This is a genomic window from Brasilonema angustatum, assembly GCF_059505445.1.
The window spans coordinates 101,988-119,110 of sequence record NZ_JCACKO010000125.1; the positions used below are offsets into that span (position 1 = coordinate 101,988).

Consider the following 17,123-nt stretch of genomic DNA (forward strand, 5'->3'; position numbering starts at 1 on the left):
AGTTTTACAAAAAATATACCTAGCAAAGTTGACTTGCCAGACTACTAGCGTAGCGAATCCCAAGGGTATGGCTAAGTAGGTCGGCGTAAATAATTCTTGTTGGAATAAAGCAGGGAGTAGGGAGTAGGGAGAGAAAGAGTTTGAGCCTTATTTACTTTTCTTTACACAGTTTGATTTTTTTGCACCGACTTACTTACACGTAAAGTAGCTACCAGGTAATCAGAGAAAAAGTTGAGATGATTCTTTAAACGCAGAGGTTCGTACAGGAAAGTCCAGAGGAACACAGAAAAATTTTTGCGAACCTCTGCGTTAAACCTCCGCGTCCCTGTGCGTTTCTACTCTTATTAGAACTTACGCACACTCTACGGATTCTTGGCGCTCTAGGCGACTGCGGAGCGCGTTAGCTCCGCAGTCGCCTAGGTCGGGAAACCCACCTGCAGCGCTGGATTCACCGCAACGCACTGGCTCCCCTACCAAGAGCGCTGGTCTCACCGTAAGGCGTGGCGGAGCGCCATAGGGTGAACCCCGTAGGGGCGGCTTCCGTCACGTTCAAAGTAGCGTCTGTGCAGGAGTTTGGGGGACTGGCGTTCGCCCTTCGGGTATGCGCTTTGCGCATACCCGAAGGGCGGTTCGATAAATTAAGCTTTGGGGCGATTTTTGCCTAAGTCCTGTCTTATCTCTCTTTCCACCGCGAGACTGACAGCAATAAACAACACCGTCAACCGTAATTTGGTGACCTAGAGGCGATCGCACTAACAACACCCATAAAATCCCTCCGGCAATTAACCCCAATAAAATCCCAGCATGGGCAAGACTCTGTAGTAAAATAATTGGTAACGGAGCAGATTTGGCAATTAATGGCGAATAAGGGCTAGGCGCACCTGGTGTCATCAACGGATAATGAAAAGTTTTTCTGTACGATAAATTGGAGAAAAGCGTGGATACTATCGTGCACTGGCAGCAACGGGTTGGCAATCAAAGAGACTGGGTTTGGAGAGGCTGGCAAACTCGCTACACATACATTCGTCCTGCTCAAAACAATCACAAGACAACTCCCTTGATTCTGCTACACGGATTCGGTGCATCTATCGGTCATTGGCGACAGAATTTAGAGGTACTAGGCGAACACCATACTGTTTACGCCCTTGATATGTTGGGTTGGGGCGCTTCTGAAAAAGCTCCCATAAATTACAGCGTACATCTTTGGGCAGAACAGATTTACGATTTTTGGAAAGCATTTATCTGTCAACCAGTTGTACTAGTAGGTAACTCTCTTGGTTCACTTGTTTGCCTGGCAGTCGCTGCTGCTCATCCTGAGATGGTGCAAGGTGTCGTAATGATGAGTTTGCCTGATCCGTCATTGGAGCAAGAGGCGATTCCTCCCATTTTACGACCTATTGTCATGGGAATCAAAAATCTTGTTGCTTCGCCACTGTTGCTTAAGCCTTTGTTCCAGGTTTTGCGCCGACCAAACATAGTACGTCGCTGGGCTAGTATTGCCTATGCTAACCCAGAGGCGATCACCGATGAACTGGTAGAAATTTTGGTTGGTCCTTCTCAGGATCGAGGTTCTGCCCGTGCCTTCACCGCCTTGTTGAAAGCAACCATTGGGATTAACTTTAGTCCTAGTGTTAAGACAGTACTGCCAACCTTACAAATTCCCATGCTTCTGATTTGGGGACAAAAAGACCGATTTATTCCCCCTGCGCTTGCGACTCAATTTGCTAATTTCAATGAAAAATTGGAACTGCTTAACTTAGAAAATGTGGGACATTGTCCTCACGATGAATGCCCAGATGTGGTGAACCGGGCCATTTTAGATTGGATGAAATCAGTGAACACTCAACAGTAAACAGTTATCAAATCAAGATTTCACTCCAAAGGATGCGATCACACAAGTGAAACATACCACATGCGCGAAGTCAGCGACTGGAGACTCCCAACGGCTATATTGGCGCTTTCAAAATGTGATAAAAAACCGTGGTTTGGAAGGTCAAACCACGGTTTTTTTAGCTGAGTTTCGCTCAAGGGTTCCAAATACCCTGCCCTGAAATCAGATTTTTGCAAGAAATCTAATCTACTTAATCACGGCTGTTAAAAGCAAGAATCAATCGCAAGATGAAAACAAACAAATTGATATATGTTAAGTACATTGATAAAGCCGCAGGCAGGTATTGGTCATTGCGGTAGGTGCGTGGCAGGATGTAGAAATCTACAACCGATGCACCCACGAAGAGAAACACACCCAAACCTGAGATGGCAATTTCTAGCCAGTTCGGTGTGTAAACACCAAAGATACTGAAGAGAAATTGCACACCGACTACGGCAACTAAGGCAATTAACCCCAGATTAATCGTTTTCGTCAATGCCATACCGTCTTGCTCAGAAAGATTTGAGCCAATTTGACGAGCAACGATAAAAGTCACACCACAACCAAGAGCTGCGAATCCAACACCTTGAATACCGACACCTTGGGTTCTCAGGGCGACGTAGATTAAACCACTAATTGTGTATCCAGAGAGAAGGCTGTATGTTGCTAATAGAGGTAGTGCAACTTTGTTATTGCCTTTTTCGGCAACATTCTGGGCAACGAAGAACAAAATCAACTCTAGAATGACTGCACCAAAGAAGGTGGGCAAGAACAATTCAGGATTAGTACGGATGACACTCAATCCACCGTATGCCCCTAATGCTGTTAGCACTAGTCCGCCGCCTACAAAAGGAAGAGCGTTGGCTATGACATTGGGACCCACCAGGGCTTGAGTTTGAGCCTGACGAATTGCGTCACGGAAGTTACTGGTATTGCTCATATTTCACACTTATTTTCTAGTTAGTTGAGCATTTGTGTTTCTTTCCATTTTTACTGATAACCAGAGCTAGTAGCCATAAAGATAATGCTTAGGAGTGAGTCAACGCCCAATATTAGGGGTGTAAGGGTGTGTTAGCGCAGCGTTAAGGAAGTGGACCGTAGGTCGCCGTAGGCTGGGTGTAAGGGTGTAAGAGGATGAAAATATAAGTGCATTTCCCCTATACCCCTATACCCTTACACCCCTTCTTGCAACGCCAGTCGCCACTCTCACAGGAAGCTCAAGAGTGCGTATACAACAAAACGGCAGTTTGCATCCACGAAGGGGAACTTTCACACGGCGCTGGCTTCTCAGTACTCACAACTCAGCACTTTGTTCATTTACGACAACTAAAAATTCGGAGGGCTTTTTCCGTGTAAATACTTATATTTTAAAAAGACGATTAACAATTTCAGTGAAACAACGAATGGTTTCTACAAGAGTTCCTAAGGAAAATAATAACAGCTGTAATGGAGATTTACACTACTTTATTTTTCCCAAAAAAGGACTTCTTAAAAAGGAATTTATATGGCAGCAAATCAGTACTCGATGCAATATGATGGTATAGAAGTTTTACGAGCATACTACCAGAATCCTTCTGTTAAACTTCGTAATGAACTTGTACAAATGCATACTGGCTTAGTGCGGAAGATGGCTCATAAATTCAGTTATCAATGCAACGAGCCTTATGAAGATTTAGAGCAAGTCGGTTATTTAGGTTTAATAAGAGCAATTGAGCGTTTTGATCCGAGCCAAGGATATGCTTTTAGTTCTTTTGCTGTGCCTTACATTCGAGGTGAAATGCTGCACTTTCTACGCGATCGCTGTACTCTCTTAAAAATTCCGCGTCGTTGGCAAGAACTTTATAACGAAGGGCAAAAGGTTCGCAAAGAATTGGCACTGACTTTAGGTCGTCCTCCCAAAGATTTAGAAATTGCAAGCAAACTCAAGGTCTCTCCTCAAGAATGGCAACAGACAAAATTAGCTGCTCAGAACCGTATGCCTTTGAGTTTAGATGCTACTGTTATTCAGTCTATTGATTGTCAAATCACTCTAGGTGAAGCACTTCCTTGTCACCGTTCTGCTAGTTTGCAACAACAAGACGAAGAGCGGCAACAACTTCAAGGGGCAATAAATATGTTGGAAGAAAAGCCCCGCATGGTAGTAGAAATGGTATATTTGAATGAATTTTCTCGCAAAGATGCCGCGAACAAAATTGGTACCAGTCCAATGACAGTTACGCGATATTTGCAAAAGGGAGTTCAAGATTTAGTCTCTATGTTAAAAACCCAAGCAGTGCCAGCAGGGTGATGATGTTTCTTTGAAAAAGTATGGAAGTGCTGACATCAACGAGATTTTAAATCAGCAATTGCTCCTTTTGTCATTGCAGCAATCGCTTTATCTGTGGCTTTGGGCAAATGGTAATATTTACCTCCAGCTGTCTTTGCTAACTCCTTAGCAAATCCAGTAGAAACAAATTTACTTTCTGTATCAATAACTAATAACTGCATTCCCAAAGCACGCATTCTAGCAGCAATTTCTAACAATTCTGCTTTGATATCTGGTTTTTGTCCACTTTCTTGCGGTTCACCCAAAGAACGCGACAAAGGAATATTGCCGCGTCCATCGGTTATCGCTACAATCACAACTTGTCCAATATCTCCGCTCATTTGGGCATTCAAACCGACGCGTACAGCTTGGGTTAAACCATGAGCCAGTGGTGAACCACCACCACAGGGTAATCTTTCCAGACGGTTACGTGCCAAAGCAATAGAACGTGTGGGGGGTAACAATACCTCTGCTTGTTCTCCTCGGAAAGGAATCAAAGCCACTTGGTCACGGTTTTGATATGCTTCTGTCAGGAGTTGCATCAGCGCACCTTTAGCAGACTGCATCCGGTTCAGCGCCATTGAACCTGAGGCATCTACCACAAATACTATTAAAGCACCCGCTTTGCGTACCAAGCGCTTGGCTCGAATATCACTTTCTTCTACAAAGACGCGCCGCCCTTTTGAGGATGAGGATGCATTATCTCTGCTACTCTCATACCGCTGCCGTCGTGCTTTCTGATACGGTGCTGCAGATCTCAGTGTGGCATCTACAGCAATGCGTTGCACTTTCCCTTTGGGCAACATTGGCTTGATGTAACGTCCCCGGTCTTCGGAAAAGATTAAACTACGACTGCCAGACTTACCTCGCCGCTGCGCCATCTGAGCAAAATAAAGCACACTGGGATCAAGAACGACTCCTTCAGGATCAAAGATAAACTCTTCAGGAATACCAGGCGGTTCTTGTTCTGGCTGTTCTTGGTTTTCCTCTTGTTCTTGTTCGGAATTATCTTCGGGTTCCTCCTGATCTTGCGGAGGGGGTGGAGGCGGTGGCGGTGGTTCTTCTTGGGGTGGTGGTGTTTGGACAACAGTCGCCCGTGGGACTATCACAAGTTCCACAGCACGCCGCAAATCCTCAGCATTCACTTGTGTGCGTCCATCCAAAGCCGCTGAGGCTTTAGCAACACGCACGGCGAATAACTCCGCGCGGTGTCCCTGCACGCCTCCACGAATTGCTTCTTCTACTAGGTAGGAAATTTGTTGGTGGGTAATGGAAACGTCTTTTAACCATTCCCGCGCCAGGATGATTTGGGTTTTGAGGTTGTCTAGGTCTTCGCTATACTGTTGGAGAAATTCTTGAGGCGATTGGGAGTAAGCAATAGCTTGCTCGACTGCTTGCACTCTTTGATCTAAACCGAGGACACCATCAGCGCTAAGGGCGATCGCAATTCTATCTAGTAAATGTTCTCGCAATGCTCCTTCTTCTGGGTTGTAAGTCGCGATAAATAAGGGTTTGCACGGATGCTGAAAACTAATGCCTTCCCGTTCAATTTGATTGCGTCCCTCAGATAATACTGTTAAAAGCTGATTGGATATTTGGTCATCTAATAAATTGATTTCATCTATGTAGAGAACGCCTCGGTGTGCTTGGGCGAGTAAACCTGGTTGAAAGATAGTTTCACCCTGTTTAACAGACTGTTCCACATCCACAGAACCCAAGAGTCGATCTTCTGTCACTCCCAAAGGAATTTGTACAAAGGGTGCGGGGATGATTTGGGTTTTTACCTGAGTGCTTCCATCTTCGCTTGTAGCCAGAGTCACAGAGGAATCTGCCAAAAGTTGGTCATCCCATTCTTCTGGACGATTGGGATCGCAATTGCTGATAGAACCAGACACAACTTCAATGGGTGGAAGTAGGCTATGAATAGCACGCGCCATCACAGATTTTGCCGTACCGCGACGACCGGCGATCGCCACTCCTCCCAACCCCGGATCTACCGCAGCAAGCAGCAAGGCTAATTTAATCGCTTCTTGACCGACTACAGCTGTCAGGGGAAAGGCTGTACTAAGAGGGATGATCGTAGGCGCAGGCATAGTTTAAGTCATAGCTAGTCCAGCTTTCTAGGATACCAAATAATAGCGCTGTGCACGTGCTCCAGTTACGCAAAACTGCTCAATTCCCTAGTCTGTCGGCACGTCTGGGCGATGAAGAATCACTCGAAATCCCAAATTGCCCTAGATAGGTGATATCCAAATCCCATTCATGCTGGCTGCGTTTTTGCCAAACTTGGAAGCATTCTTGCACATATATCCTTGCTTGCTGGATTGTCCAACCATTCACCTTCGCCAAATGATCAGTGGCGATACGCCTTTAGGCGTATCGCATCCCATTTCGCCCCTAGTTTCTTCGCTTCGTCTTTTTCTTGGTATGGAACATTTAGATAGGTTCGTGCCATTGTCTTACCGATACTAGTACCTATTTATCTGTCCGCCACCAGTATATTGTCCGGGAATCTGAGTAGAAGATGGAGCAAGATACTGCGGTATTGGAGCCGGCGCTTGCTGTAAGCCTACATTTCCATAATTATTGGACGTTGCAGGCGTATTGTTAATCACACTACCTTGATTGAGGGTGTAGTTGGGAGCATTGAGTGTATTGGAGGACGGGGGTACTGCTAATGTTGGTTGTGTTACATTAGACAATGGTTGAGCAGTATTTATGTTATTCAACTTATTGTTGATAACTTGGTTAAGAAGAATAGCTCTGCTATTAGGAACTGCACTTGGAGTTTGCGGTATGCCTACAGGTGCTAATTGAGGTTGAGGATAAGCTGTTCCAGGAATGGAAGTTTGCAGTTGGTTTGCAGTTCCTGGTTGTATATAACTTGTTCCACCAGATAAGTTTTGTGGTTGCAGATTATTTAAACTTGGTTGAGGATAAGCTGTTCCAGGAGTAGTTCCTGGTTGTATGTAATTGGTTCCAGAAATTGCTCCCGGCTGCGTAGAACCTGTTCCTATGTTCAGAGGATTGATTGTGTTTGTATTAAAGTTAGTGCTTGGAACAACAGTCTGACTGCTTCTGTTTTCGGTGGATAGTAAAGATGATGACTCAAAAGGATTTGTCTTAGTTGAGGTGGTACGATTTGAGTTTGTATATTCGTCCCTCTTTACCTGGTTAAGCGCTGTTTGCAAAGCACTTTGTGAGACGCCGTTTTGATTAGAAGTGGTTTGAGTAGCTAATCCCGTTCCCAAACCAGGAGCCAAGGCATTCACTCCTAGTGAATTACTACCATTTGGAAGATTTTTAAATTGTAATAAATTCTGTGCTTGTGCTAGAAAGGGATTTTCCAATTCTAGAACGGGTGTAGAATCACCGTCCTTGACATTAAGCTTTAATTTACTATCACTTGTAGAGGTCTGGGTGTTGCTATTTAAAGCTTCTAATAAACTTTTGCTGTTTTTTGCTTGAGTATTTTGTTTGGAGGCGAGATTTTTTGCTGGATACGGAACTGGTGGTAAATTATTAATGTCCGGTGTTATTGCGCTGTCTTCCTTTGAAACAGAGGAGTTGACAGGCTTGTTATCCGCAACTTGATTTTTTTGCCATTGAGTCAAAAAGTCGGGGTTTGTCCAGTATTCTTTGATGCCCAGCCCTACGACAGATAAAAAAATTGCTGTTCCCCAAAAACTAGGTCGTGCTAAATACCATAACCTAGCTTTGAGATAGCGTAAGTAGGCGGGAGGATAGTGGTGGCGTGACATGGGCAATAGAGTGTAAGTTTACAAAGAAAGTAGCAAAAGAAAAAAGGTTTAGACCAGCGGTTTACTAATGGAGTTTTTTTGATCCTACCTACTTGACAATTGTAATTTATTAACCGCAGGTGTGATTTTTGTCAAAAAACTATTTTTGTGCAACTCGCCTCAATAACAAGAAACCTACACCAAATCCCAGAAAGTTACACATCCAAGCAGCTACCAAGGGAGAAAGAATACCAGCTTCTCCTAAAGCACCAGTAATAAACCAAAGCAAATAATAACTAAAAATAACTATGACACTGATGCCAAAACTTGTCCCTTTTCCAGTACGCTGAGGTACGGTTCCCATTGCTGCACCGACCAAACCAAAAACGACACAGACAAATGGTAAGGAAATTTTTTGTTGAATCCTAACTTGGAGTTTGCGAATTTTTTGTTCATCACCACCGAGACGTTCAACCTCAAGTTGTTCGAGTGCTTGACCAATGTTCATCTCGCCATAGTCTCGGCTTTTCTGTGCCAAATCAAGAGCAGTCCGAGGCAATTTTATTTGTTGGTGTTCAAATCTGAGAATATTACGATAAGAGCGGTCAGGGGCAACCAAATAGATGGTACCGTTGTGAAAATCCCAGACATTTTGAGATGGATTCCACTCGCCTGATTCTGATACAATTATTTGACTCAAACCTTGTGTAGAACGGTCAATAATTGTCAAGCCTTTCATCTCCTTACCGTCAAATTCATCAGCGTAAAACAAGCGTGTTAAGATTTTTCTATTACCGCTACCATCCTCTTTTTTCACCTTCTGGTATTCGGGATAAAAAATATTTTGCCGCTTAACAAGAGTTGGTGTTTCGGACTTGAGAGCCGCATTCAATATTTGAGTTGCTCGGTATTTGGATGCTGGTGCAAGGTGTTCGTTAAACAAAAATGTCATTCCTGTAACGATCAGACTCAACATTACAGCAGTGAGTACCATGCGATACACACTAACTCCGCAGCCGCGTAAAGCTACAAGTTCGCTATCGCTGGAAAGACGACTGTAAGTCATCAAAGTAGCCAGGAGCGTGGACATGGGGAAAGCTAAAACGATAAACTCTGGCATCGTTAACATAAAAACTTGAACGGCGATGCTTATCGGTAGTCCAGATTCCACGATTTTCCGTATTAGCTCGAACATAGAATCTATTGTTACGCCGATTGAAGCGAAAGCCCCAACACCAAACAAAAATGTCGGCAGCAATTCCCTCGCTAGGTAGCGATCCATTATAGAAAAAGGTAGCAGCGAGTTGATGGTGTAGAAAGACTTAAATTTAGGCATTAGTTATTAGTTATTAGTTATTAGTCGTTAGTCATTAGTCATTAGTCATTAGTACTAGGTTTTTTATTACGAGTAACAAAAAATCTGGTATGCATCATAGCTATGCAAACTCAAGTAAGAAATCCTGGTTTAGGGTAGCAACAATTTCAGCCACAAGAAGATTTAAGCATCAAAAATGTAGCAGTTATCAAAATAAATCGTAAACAAAATAAAGCCAGATTACGAAAATTTAATTAAAAACAGTAAATATAAAAGATTTTTTATTTACGCCTGGAAGTTATCACCCAGATAGTATTGCCGCACCAGGGGGTTATTGTAGAGTTCTTTGGAGGTGCCTGAGGCAAGGATTTGCCCTTCACGCATAATATATCCGCGATCTGTGATGGCTAGAGTTTCGCGGACGTTATGATCGGTGATTAAAATGCCCATATCGCGATCGCGCAGTTGCGCCACAATTTGCTGAATTTCTGAGACTGCTATGGGATCAACTCCCGCAAATGGTTCATCCAAAAATAAAAATATTGGTCCTTCTCTACCAGCAGCCAAAGCTCTTGCCAATTCTGTCCGGCGTCTTTCACCTCCAGAAAGTTGAATTCCTTTGTTGTTGGCTACTTTTTCTAAACGAAACTCCCGCAACAAGGTGTCCACTCGCCTTGCCCATTCCCAGCTTGGCACATTCGTTTGCTCTAGCACCAAAAGAATGTTATCTCGCACGCTAAGCTGGCGAAAAACACTTGCTTCTTGTGCCAAATAACCAATGCCAAGTCGTGCCCTTCTGTGCATTGGTAGTGGAGTCATATCTATATTGTCTAACCAGACTTTTCCCTTGTCTGGTTTTTCTAAACCTGTGGCTATGTAAAAAGTCGTCGTTTTACCAGCGCCATTGGGACCAAGTAACCCAACGATTTCGCCTTGGGCGACTGAAAGGTTGACGCGATTGACTATGACTCGCTTGCCATAAGTTTTATGAATGTTTTCTAAGACAATTTTCACTCTCTGCCGTCCTTTATGAGTTATCTGTGCTAATTAGATTTCTTCACAGGTGGTGTTGCAGGAGCTTGGTTGTTAACTGGAGTGTCGTTGACCATGTAGATAGATTCTACCTGACTACCTTGCTTAGGTGTAGCAACAAATCGCGCTTCATCAATCAGATACGTTACTGAGTCAGCCTTTATACTATTGCTTCCCTGTTGCAAAACATAGACATTGCCACTGAGAATAATCTGACGTTCGCGGGTAAAGTATTGTGCTTGGGCAGCAGTTGCTTGAATACCTCGTGCAGGATAAGACAGTTCTACCTCACCGCGAATCGTTGCCACTTGTGTCTTAGAGTTATATTCTTGTACCTTTCCACGGATGTAAAGAGGACGATTTTGCTGAGCTTTTGGAGTTTGTGCAGTAGCTTTTTGCAGTTGGCTAGGAAACGTGATTGCGCCCAGAAGTACAACTGGTACTATTAAAGCTAGTGCCAAACGACGTATATGAAACTGAGGCAATTGATAGTGGGGCATGGTAATTAATCACTCATTTGTTTGGTTTTCTTTGCTAATTTGCGACGAACTAAGGCTAAGTAAAACCGAAATTCTTCATTCTGACTGCGATGCTGCAATTCACACCATTGCATCCAAATTTTTTTCCTCTTCACTCAGGCGAAATGTAACTGTCTCAGTAAGTTTAGCCATTGCTTTATACTGGATAATGCAGTACAATTATCGCATAAATGCTCGCTTGACTTTATGGCAGCTAGGCGCAAAAAAAATGTAATGACCCGTGCTTATCGAGTGTTCCTCGACGACTTAAATCAAGGCAAGTCAGAGGAACTCAAGCGTTTTTTGCGCCTGTGCCATGATGTCATGCAATACTTTATGGATTTGCATTGGCAACGTCAAGACTTTTCGGCAAGGCTGGGTGATCTGCCAACAATTCACTGTGCTGTTAAGCGGTTTGGTATCACAACTCGTTTGTCCCAAGCGTTGTGCAAACAGGCAAAAGAGTTCGTTGCAAGTACACGTAAGAAGTTTAAAAAACGCAAGCCCAGATTGCGTCGCCATGTTGTTACACTGTTCTATCATTTCGTCACAATCGAACCATTTAATGGTAAAGGGTTTGATTGGTGTATTAAATTTATTGGGTCTGGTGCTCCGAAGATGATTTGCCCCATTTTCTCCACCAAGCCTATGAATCAAAAGCTTGCGGACGGGTGGATTAGGAGCAAAACAATTCGTTTGGGATTGCGCAATTACAGAGTGTTTATTGACTTGTTGGTTGAGAAACAACGTCCGCAACCCAAAGCCGAAGGAAAGGTTGTAGGAATGGATTCCAACTACAAAAACGGATTGGTGTTTTCGGATGGACAGAACGTTGCAACCGAACTGCATCAAGTGATTCAGGGCTTTGCTCCTCACCAGAAACATACCCGCGTCGAAATGAAATCGATGATGGGTTGGGCGATCAAGCAAATTGATTTCTCTCAAATTAAGATGCTGGTCATCGAAGATTTGAAGAAAGTTAAGCACGGTAAACGGGGAACGTTTTCCCGCGTGTTTAATCGGCGGCTGTCTCATTGGCTTTATGCCTATACCGCGAGTTTGTTGGTCAGACGTTGTCAGGAGTTGGGGATTGAGGTAGAACGCAAAGACCCGTGGAAAACCTCCCAACGCTGTCACGCTTGCGGTAAATGGGACAAACGAAATCGTAGAAGTGATAGATTCTTGTGCGTAAATTGTGGTCATTTTGATCATGCGGATCTTAATGCCTCCAAGAATCTAGAGTTTCTAGGATTGGCGGGAATGTATGGTTTCCGTTTACGTCCAAGTTCAAAATGTCAAAGTTTTGGATAACCATGATAGCAATTTATAGTTTCTGATTTTTGATTGTTATTCCAATTTTCTCAACTACTTTAACCACAGATCATAAAATACGCATTTTGGGCTATTCGAGGATAGCTGCTGGCTAAAACTAGGAGTATTGACGCTGTCTCGACTTTTAAGGTTTCATCTGTTAAGGAACACAGGGAACAGGGAACGCTTAACAGGGAACAGGGAACTCTGAGGTGTTTGTTTCATCCATAACGGATTGCGATCCCTGCCCGTGGGGTGCTATAGCAGTTGCCAGGTAGATTAGGAGATCAACTAATGAGAAAACACGGAAACCACGGGACAATTCCCAGCCTGCTCCCCTATGGCTAACGCCACGCCTTACGGCTATCGGGGAAGACCTCCGGTCTCGCTGCGCTAACGCAGTCGCCTGCGGAGGAGCCAGTACTTGATGAGGGAGACCCTCATCAAGTACTGGCGTTGGAAACCCTCCCGCAGCACTGTCTCACCTGCTCCCAACTCCGGTGCTCCCTGCTATATCAGAGCACACAGATTTGCATGCACTGCAGCTAGGTTGAATCTACAGTATTTTAATAATTTTTAATATTAGTTTAAAAAAAATTTAATTCTTTACGTATTTTCATTATTAACTCTGATAATCCTAGGCAAGGGCAAGCCTTCATCTTGACCAAGGTTAAGAGCGGCAATCTTTTCTGGCTCTGTGAGTTGTAATGCCTTCAACAATGCCGCACTCTGAATTAATAATTCGTCTACATCAATGCCGCCATATTCTGATGGGTAACGTCGCAAGCGATTGCTACCCTCACCCAACAAAATGACTGCACCACGTAAATTTTTGTTGCCTAAATGATATAATGCTACGGCAATTTGCAAAATGCCTTGATAAAAAGTTTTGTCTGGCTCTGTTGCTTCAATCCACAGAGCCTCCAAGGTATCATGACAAGCATAATACTCCCCAGTATTAAACTGCTCTACACCTTGCCAAAACTCATCAGGCATTTCTTCGTTCATGCCATACCATCTCGTACTTGCTTAATTGTTTCTAAAGAAATTTCTTGCTTATCACCAGCGAAATCATTATCTGACGTAAGGAACAGCATGCAGTGACATTCTTTGCGCTCCCGCATTGGTACGCATGGACAGTTCCAAAAAGTAGCTTTGACTTCCGCTTGTTTGTCTTCATAATGGCGACATGGACACAAAGGAGCTCCGATTTCATCTTTGTGCTTGGCAAGTCCTTCAATCACAACTGCGGTAACAGAAGGTTCAGAACAGAAGTACGTTCCAGTACGCTTGGCGTATTGTTCCGAAAAATGCCGCATCGCCTCTAGGCTGTGTTCGCTGGATTTTGTTGTGTTAACATCTGGTGAAATCATGGGATCGGCTACTCATAATTTAAACATTTCTTTGCATTGTACCGCAGCCTATGGGAGCTAGAACTAGGGATGACTCCCCTTCTTTTGAGCGATTTTAAATTTTTTAAAGTACGTGTCAAGGCGCGAGTTCTCGACTTTATCCATTTACGCGGTGTAGCCCAAGGTATCGTCGGTCAAACGTTCAAACAAAGCACGAGGGATTTTTACCATATCACTCGATAAGTGCGATATTGAAAAAGTAAGTAGGTAGGCATGATTAAACCGAACTATATTAACTTATGTAAAGCGCCATAAACGCTTTAAAAATAGGCTTTTAAGCAATTTACATTTCTTAATCTAGTTGTGTTTTTTAGCGCCCACCTACTTACAAGACCATAGAAACTGACCAAGAAGTAATCAGGAGTCAGGAGACAGCGCTCCAGAATGATTCGTTTTGCGAGTGGAACGCTTCAGGGGTATCAAGCCCCCACTAATTGCATTCTGATTTCTGAATCAGGAATTGCTGAATTCTTCTTCTTTGACGGACAAGAGCGATAAGCCGGAGGCTTGACGCAAGTTGTTGGTACAAATCCCAGTAATTGTTAATAGATACATTCTTGAAGCACAACTAAGTATAGATTAATTCTTCATTTTGTAGAAAATCTACTTAATTGACTCAAGTAGTTCCGTTGTGTAGCTACACGATAAAAAAGCGTGCCAAAAACTACCTTATAATTGATAAAATTACAGTAATCATACTATAGTTTTGATTTTGTAGACACGCCCGATTTGCAAATCAGTTATAATTTTTTACTATTTTTTATAATTCTTTTTTTATTGTTTTAAATATCTGCTTAACTGTCTTAACTGTCTTAACTGTCCATTTAAATATCTGTTTAACTGTCTTAACTGTCTTAACTGTCCATTTAAATATCTGTTTAACTGTCTTCAATACTGTTAAAACACTGTTACATTTGTTTGTTCCTGTTGCTTTTCGTTGAAAAAGCTGAGATACTTCTTCAAGAGTTGAAATTCAAGACATTGCTTTTAACTACAGCCATTTTCAGGTAAATAGACCACAGTCATTCGTAGTGGAGCAGTTCTTTGCGTCCTTACAAACGGTGCGGTTCATTTAGATGAAAACTGCTGTAAGCAAACTTGTTTTAATTAAAAACGATACAACTATAGCAATCGTATTTGAGTTGTGAACAGTTCGTTTGGGATGTTGAGTCAAAATAGTTGACACTTAACACTCAACAGTTTTAACTCAATATTTACAAATCATTTAGGACTGCTATATAGGACTCAGATTCAGATTTTGAAAGCATACTGAGACTCAAAATCTTGTTTGACAAATCTTGTTTGACAAGGGTTATGTATAAAAATTTTTTCATGCAAAATCAAACGGAATACCTATAAACATACCGATGATAACAGATGATAAAAGTAAAATTTGTTAGCTATGGAACAATAGTTCATAGATGTTTAACGCAAAAATACGGGAATCCATAAACTGGAATCTATATATCAACGTAAGTTAGCAGAGCGGTTCCGAGTTGCCCCAAGTTTTATAGATAAACTCCTCGAACAATAATAACCAACCAGCTATGCTTTGAAATGCTAGAGACATTACGTACAATCTCACGGGGAAATAGTAGTATTTGTGTGGCTGTCTTGGACGGACCTGTTGACCTGGCTCATCCTTGCTTCCAAGGCGCGGATCTAAAGTCTCTGCCCAGCTTGGTTAAAGGAGACGCTCAGATCGGTGGTAATATGTCCGGTCACGGCACCCACGTAGCCAGCATTATCTTTGGGCAACCGGGCAGTCCGGTGGAGGGAATCGCTCCCCAATGCAAGGGGATAATTGTGCCAGTCTTCTCTGATGATCGCCGCAGGACTTCCCAGCTAGATTTGGCTCGGGGGATTGAGCAAGCAGTTAATGCTGGTGCTCACGTTATCAACCTCAGTGGGGGTCAGCTGACTGAACTTGGCGAATCGGATGGCTGGCTACAGAATGCTGTTCGTCTGTGCCAAGAGAACAATGTTTTGCTCGTCGCCGCAGCTGGCAACAATGGTTGTGATTGCTTGCATGTGCCCGCTGGTATGCCTTCTGTGCTGGCGGTTGGGGCAATGGATGCTAATGGTCAACCTATGGACTTTAGCAACTGGGGTGAAACCTACCAAACCCAGGGTATTCTTGCCCCTGGCGAGAACATCCTGGGGGCTAAAGTTGGTGGTGGTACGCACCGCCTTAGTGGTACGAGCCTCGCCACTCCGATTGTCTCAGGTGTAGCAGCTGTGCTGCTGAGTCTTCAGCTGGAGCAGGGAGAAACTCCCGACCCCCACAAAATTCGTCAAATATTGTTGCAGAGTGCTTTACCCTGCGATTCGGACTTGCCAGAAGAGACTAAGCGGTGTCTGGCAGGCAAACTGAACATCCCTGGAGCCATAACGTTAGTAAAAGGAGGAAAGATGGCTGAGACATTTACATCAGTCAGCGCATCAGAAGTAGAAGCTGCAGGCTGCGGTTGTGATGGCAGCTTAACCAACGCCAGTGAAGCGATCGCCGCCCACCAAGGGCAACCCGCTCCTACCTTGGTTACTGCAGCACCCAGTCCACCGGCTGGGACTGTCTCTAGCAACACTCCCAACTTGCAAAACTTGATCCAATCGTTCCCTAGTTCCCCTACTTCTGTAACCCAACAACCAATGATGCCCAACTTAAGTGCTAACTCTGTCACTGCCAGCCAAGCCCCCAGCGAACTTCCAGATCTAGGTCCGCTTGTCTATGCCTTGGGAACCCTGGGCTACGACTTCGGTTCTGAAGCACGTCGGGACTCGTTTAAGCAACTGATGCCACCGTATGACATCGGGGGAGGGGTGATGGTACCTGCTAACCCCTACGATGCTCGCCAGATGGTGGACTACCTGGATGAGAATATTTCGGAAGCGCTACCGTTGATCTGGACACTCAACATTGAACTGACTCCAGTTTATGCGATCGACCCCGCGGGTCCCTTTGCTGGCGATTCCTACCGTGCACTCCATGAACTGCTAGGCGGTCAAATCCTAGCTGAAAACAATGCTGAATATGTTGAGCGCGTCAGCATACCAGGTATCTTGACCGGGCGTAAGGTCAAGCTCTTCTCCGGTCAAGTTATCCCGGTACTTGAACCCCAAAGCACCCGTGGTATCTACGGATGGAAAGTCAATAACCTGGTGAATGCGGCGGTGAATGCGGTTCAAGCGGAAGACAGGACTGCTGACCAAGAAACGATCCGCAGCACATTGGATGGTTTCCTTAACCGGATTTACTACGACCTCCGCAACTTGGGAACCACATCCCAAGACCGCGCCCTCAACTTCGCGGTCACCAACGCATTCCAAGCCGCAGAAACCTTCAGCCAAGCGGTTGCCGTTGGTATGGAACTTGACAGTATTACAGTTGAGAAGAGTCCTTTCTGTCGGATGGATAGCGACTGTTGGGATGTGAAGCTGAAGTTCTTCGACCCTGAAAACAACCGCCGTGCCAAGAAGATTTACCGCTTCACGATTGATGTGAGTGACCTGATTCCGGTTACCTTGGGCGAAGTTCGTTCCTGGTCTTCACCGTATTAAAGGGCAACCCCATTTGGGTGAGAGTGCAACAACAACATGCATTCTCGCCAACACATTTAGAT

The 17,123-nt window shown here is 44.1% G+C and carries 14 protein-coding genes and 1 pseudogene; 4 read left to right on the forward strand and 11 right to left on the reverse strand.

Annotated elements, in window-relative coordinates; all coding sequences use genetic code 11:
• Nucleotides 1-714: 714 nt before the first annotated feature.
• A pseudogene (locus tag AC5JM2_RS21370) lies at nucleotides 715-897 on the reverse strand (ABC transporter permease); the annotation flags it as partial.
• Between the two features lie 40 nt (nucleotides 898-937).
• Here AC5JM2_RS21370 and AC5JM2_RS21375 point away from each other — a divergent pair.
• Nucleotides 938-1,852, forward strand: a complete 915-nt coding sequence (locus AC5JM2_RS21375; RefSeq protein ID WP_495836843.1) for an alpha/beta fold hydrolase — start codon at nucleotides 938-940, stop codon at nucleotides 1,850-1,852.
• A 229-nt stretch (nucleotides 1,853-2,081) separates the two neighbouring features.
• On the opposite strand, the gene AC5JM2_RS21380 is transcribed toward AC5JM2_RS21375, so the two are convergent.
• Nucleotides 2,082-2,810, reverse strand: a complete 729-nt coding sequence (locus AC5JM2_RS21380; protein ID WP_495836844.1) for a Bax inhibitor-1/YccA family protein — start codon at nucleotides 2,808-2,810, stop codon at nucleotides 2,082-2,084.
• Nucleotides 2,811-3,374: 564 nt separating this feature from the next.
• Here AC5JM2_RS21380 and AC5JM2_RS21385 point away from each other — a divergent pair.
• The gene (locus tag AC5JM2_RS21385) at nucleotides 3,375-4,157 is read left to right on the forward strand and encodes an RNA polymerase sigma factor SigF (RefSeq protein ID WP_495836845.1); all 783 of its coding nucleotides are present in this window, start codon (nucleotides 3,375-3,377) and stop codon (nucleotides 4,155-4,157) included.
• Nucleotides 4,158-4,192: 35 nt separating this feature from the next.
• On the opposite strand, the gene bchD is transcribed toward AC5JM2_RS21385, so the two are convergent.
• The 7 genes from bchD to AC5JM2_RS21420 all read right to left on the reverse strand — a co-directional run bounded on the left by bchD (nucleotide 4,193) and on the right by AC5JM2_RS21420 (nucleotide 10,762).
• A complete protein-coding gene (bchD, locus tag AC5JM2_RS21390) occupies nucleotides 4,193-6,268 on the reverse strand; it encodes a magnesium chelatase ATPase subunit D (protein WP_495836846.1) in 2,076 nt (691 codons plus the stop codon).
• Nucleotides 6,269-6,347: 79 nt separating this feature from the next.
• Complete coding sequence (locus AC5JM2_RS21395) at nucleotides 6,348-6,515, reverse strand: hypothetical protein (protein ID WP_495836847.1); 168 nt, start codon at nucleotides 6,513-6,515, stop codon at nucleotides 6,348-6,350.
• 13 nt (nucleotides 6,516-6,528) lie between these two features.
• Nucleotides 6,529-6,630: a DUF5710 domain-containing protein gene (locus AC5JM2_RS21400; RefSeq protein WP_495836848.1), complete on the reverse strand. Its 102-nt coding sequence runs from the start codon at nucleotides 6,628-6,630 to the stop codon at nucleotides 6,529-6,531.
• A gap of 13 nt (nucleotides 6,631-6,643) precedes the next feature.
• On the reverse strand, nucleotides 6,644-7,936 hold the full coding sequence (locus AC5JM2_RS21405; RefSeq protein WP_495836849.1) for a hypothetical protein: 1,293 nt from the start codon (nucleotides 7,934-7,936) through the stop codon (nucleotides 6,644-6,646).
• Between the two features lie 139 nt (nucleotides 7,937-8,075).
• Nucleotides 8,076-9,251 carry an LptF/LptG family permease gene (locus tag AC5JM2_RS21410; RefSeq protein WP_495836850.1) on the reverse strand — a complete coding sequence of 392 codons (1,176 nt, stop codon included), beginning with the start codon at nucleotides 9,249-9,251 and terminating at the stop codon, nucleotides 8,076-8,078.
• 264 nt (nucleotides 9,252-9,515) lie between these two features.
• Nucleotides 9,516-10,244 carry an LPS export ABC transporter ATP-binding protein gene (lptB, locus tag AC5JM2_RS21415; protein WP_495836851.1) on the reverse strand — a complete coding sequence of 243 codons (729 nt, stop codon included), beginning with the start codon at nucleotides 10,242-10,244 and terminating at the stop codon, nucleotides 9,516-9,518.
• A 29-nt stretch (nucleotides 10,245-10,273) separates the two neighbouring features.
• Nucleotides 10,274-10,762 carry an LptA/OstA family protein gene (locus AC5JM2_RS21420; protein ID WP_495836852.1) on the reverse strand — a complete coding sequence of 163 codons (489 nt, stop codon included), beginning with the start codon at nucleotides 10,760-10,762 and terminating at the stop codon, nucleotides 10,274-10,276.
• 252 nt (nucleotides 10,763-11,014) lie between these two features.
• On the opposite strand from AC5JM2_RS21420, the gene AC5JM2_RS21425 reads away from it, so the two are divergent.
• Nucleotides 11,015-12,091: a zinc ribbon domain-containing protein gene (locus tag AC5JM2_RS21425; RefSeq protein ID WP_495836853.1), complete on the forward strand. Its 1,077-nt coding sequence runs from the start codon at nucleotides 11,015-11,017 to the stop codon at nucleotides 12,089-12,091.
• A gap of 606 nt (nucleotides 12,092-12,697) precedes the next feature.
• Here the strand turns inward: AC5JM2_RS21425 and AC5JM2_RS21430 are convergent.
• Both AC5JM2_RS21430 and AC5JM2_RS21435 read right to left on the reverse strand, forming a co-directional pair.
• A complete protein-coding gene (locus AC5JM2_RS21430) occupies nucleotides 12,698-13,099 on the reverse strand; it encodes a DUF309 domain-containing protein (RefSeq protein ID WP_210611849.1) in 402 nt (133 codons plus the stop codon).
• On the reverse strand, nucleotides 13,096-13,464 hold the full coding sequence (locus AC5JM2_RS21435) for a ferredoxin thioredoxin reductase catalytic beta subunit (protein WP_495836854.1): 369 nt from the start codon (nucleotides 13,462-13,464) through the stop codon (nucleotides 13,096-13,098). Before AC5JM2_RS21435 ends, AC5JM2_RS21430 begins: the two co-directional genes overlap by 4 nt.
• A 1,596-nt stretch (nucleotides 13,465-15,060) precedes the next feature.
• On the opposite strand from AC5JM2_RS21435, the gene AC5JM2_RS21440 reads away from it, so the two are divergent.
• Nucleotides 15,061-17,061 carry a S8 family peptidase gene (locus tag AC5JM2_RS21440; protein ID WP_495836855.1) on the forward strand — a complete coding sequence of 667 codons (2,001 nt, stop codon included), beginning with the start codon at nucleotides 15,061-15,063 and terminating at the stop codon, nucleotides 17,059-17,061.
• The last annotated feature ends 62 nt before the right edge of the window (nucleotides 17,062-17,123 follow it).

Coding starts and splice junctions, on each gene's coding strand:
- AC5JM2_RS21380 (WP_495836844.1), bottom strand. CDS start 2,810: ATGAGCAATACCAGTAACTTCCGTGACGCAATTCGTCAGGCTCAAACT.
- AC5JM2_RS21385 (WP_495836845.1), top strand. CDS start 3,375: ATGGCAGCAAATCAGTACTCGATGCAATATGATGGTATAGAAGTTTTA.
- bchD (WP_495836846.1), bottom strand. CDS start 6,268: ATGCCTGCGCCTACGATCATCCCTCTTAGTACAGCCTTTCCCCTGACA.
- AC5JM2_RS21400 (WP_495836848.1), bottom strand. CDS start 6,630: ATGGCACGAACCTATCTAAATGTTCCATACCAAGAAAAAGACGAAGCG.
- AC5JM2_RS21405 (WP_495836849.1), bottom strand. CDS start 7,936: ATGTCACGCCACCACTATCCTCCCGCCTACTTACGCTATCTCAAAGCT.
- AC5JM2_RS21410 (WP_495836850.1), bottom strand. CDS start 9,251: ATGCCTAAATTTAAGTCTTTCTACACCATCAACTCGCTGCTACCTTTT.
- AC5JM2_RS21420 (WP_495836852.1), bottom strand. CDS start 10,762: ATGCCCCACTATCAATTGCCTCAGTTTCATATACGTCGTTTGGCACTA.
- AC5JM2_RS21425 (WP_495836853.1), top strand. CDS start 11,015: ATGACCCGTGCTTATCGAGTGTTCCTCGACGACTTAAATCAAGGCAAG.
- AC5JM2_RS21430 (WP_210611849.1), bottom strand. CDS start 13,099: ATGAACGAAGAAATGCCTGATGAGTTTTGGCAAGGTGTAGAGCAGTTT.
- AC5JM2_RS21435 (WP_495836854.1), bottom strand. CDS start 13,464: ATGATTTCACCAGATGTTAACACAACAAAATCCAGCGAACACAGCCTA.
- AC5JM2_RS21440 (WP_495836855.1), top strand. CDS start 15,061: ATGCTAGAGACATTACGTACAATCTCACGGGGAAATAGTAGTATTTGT.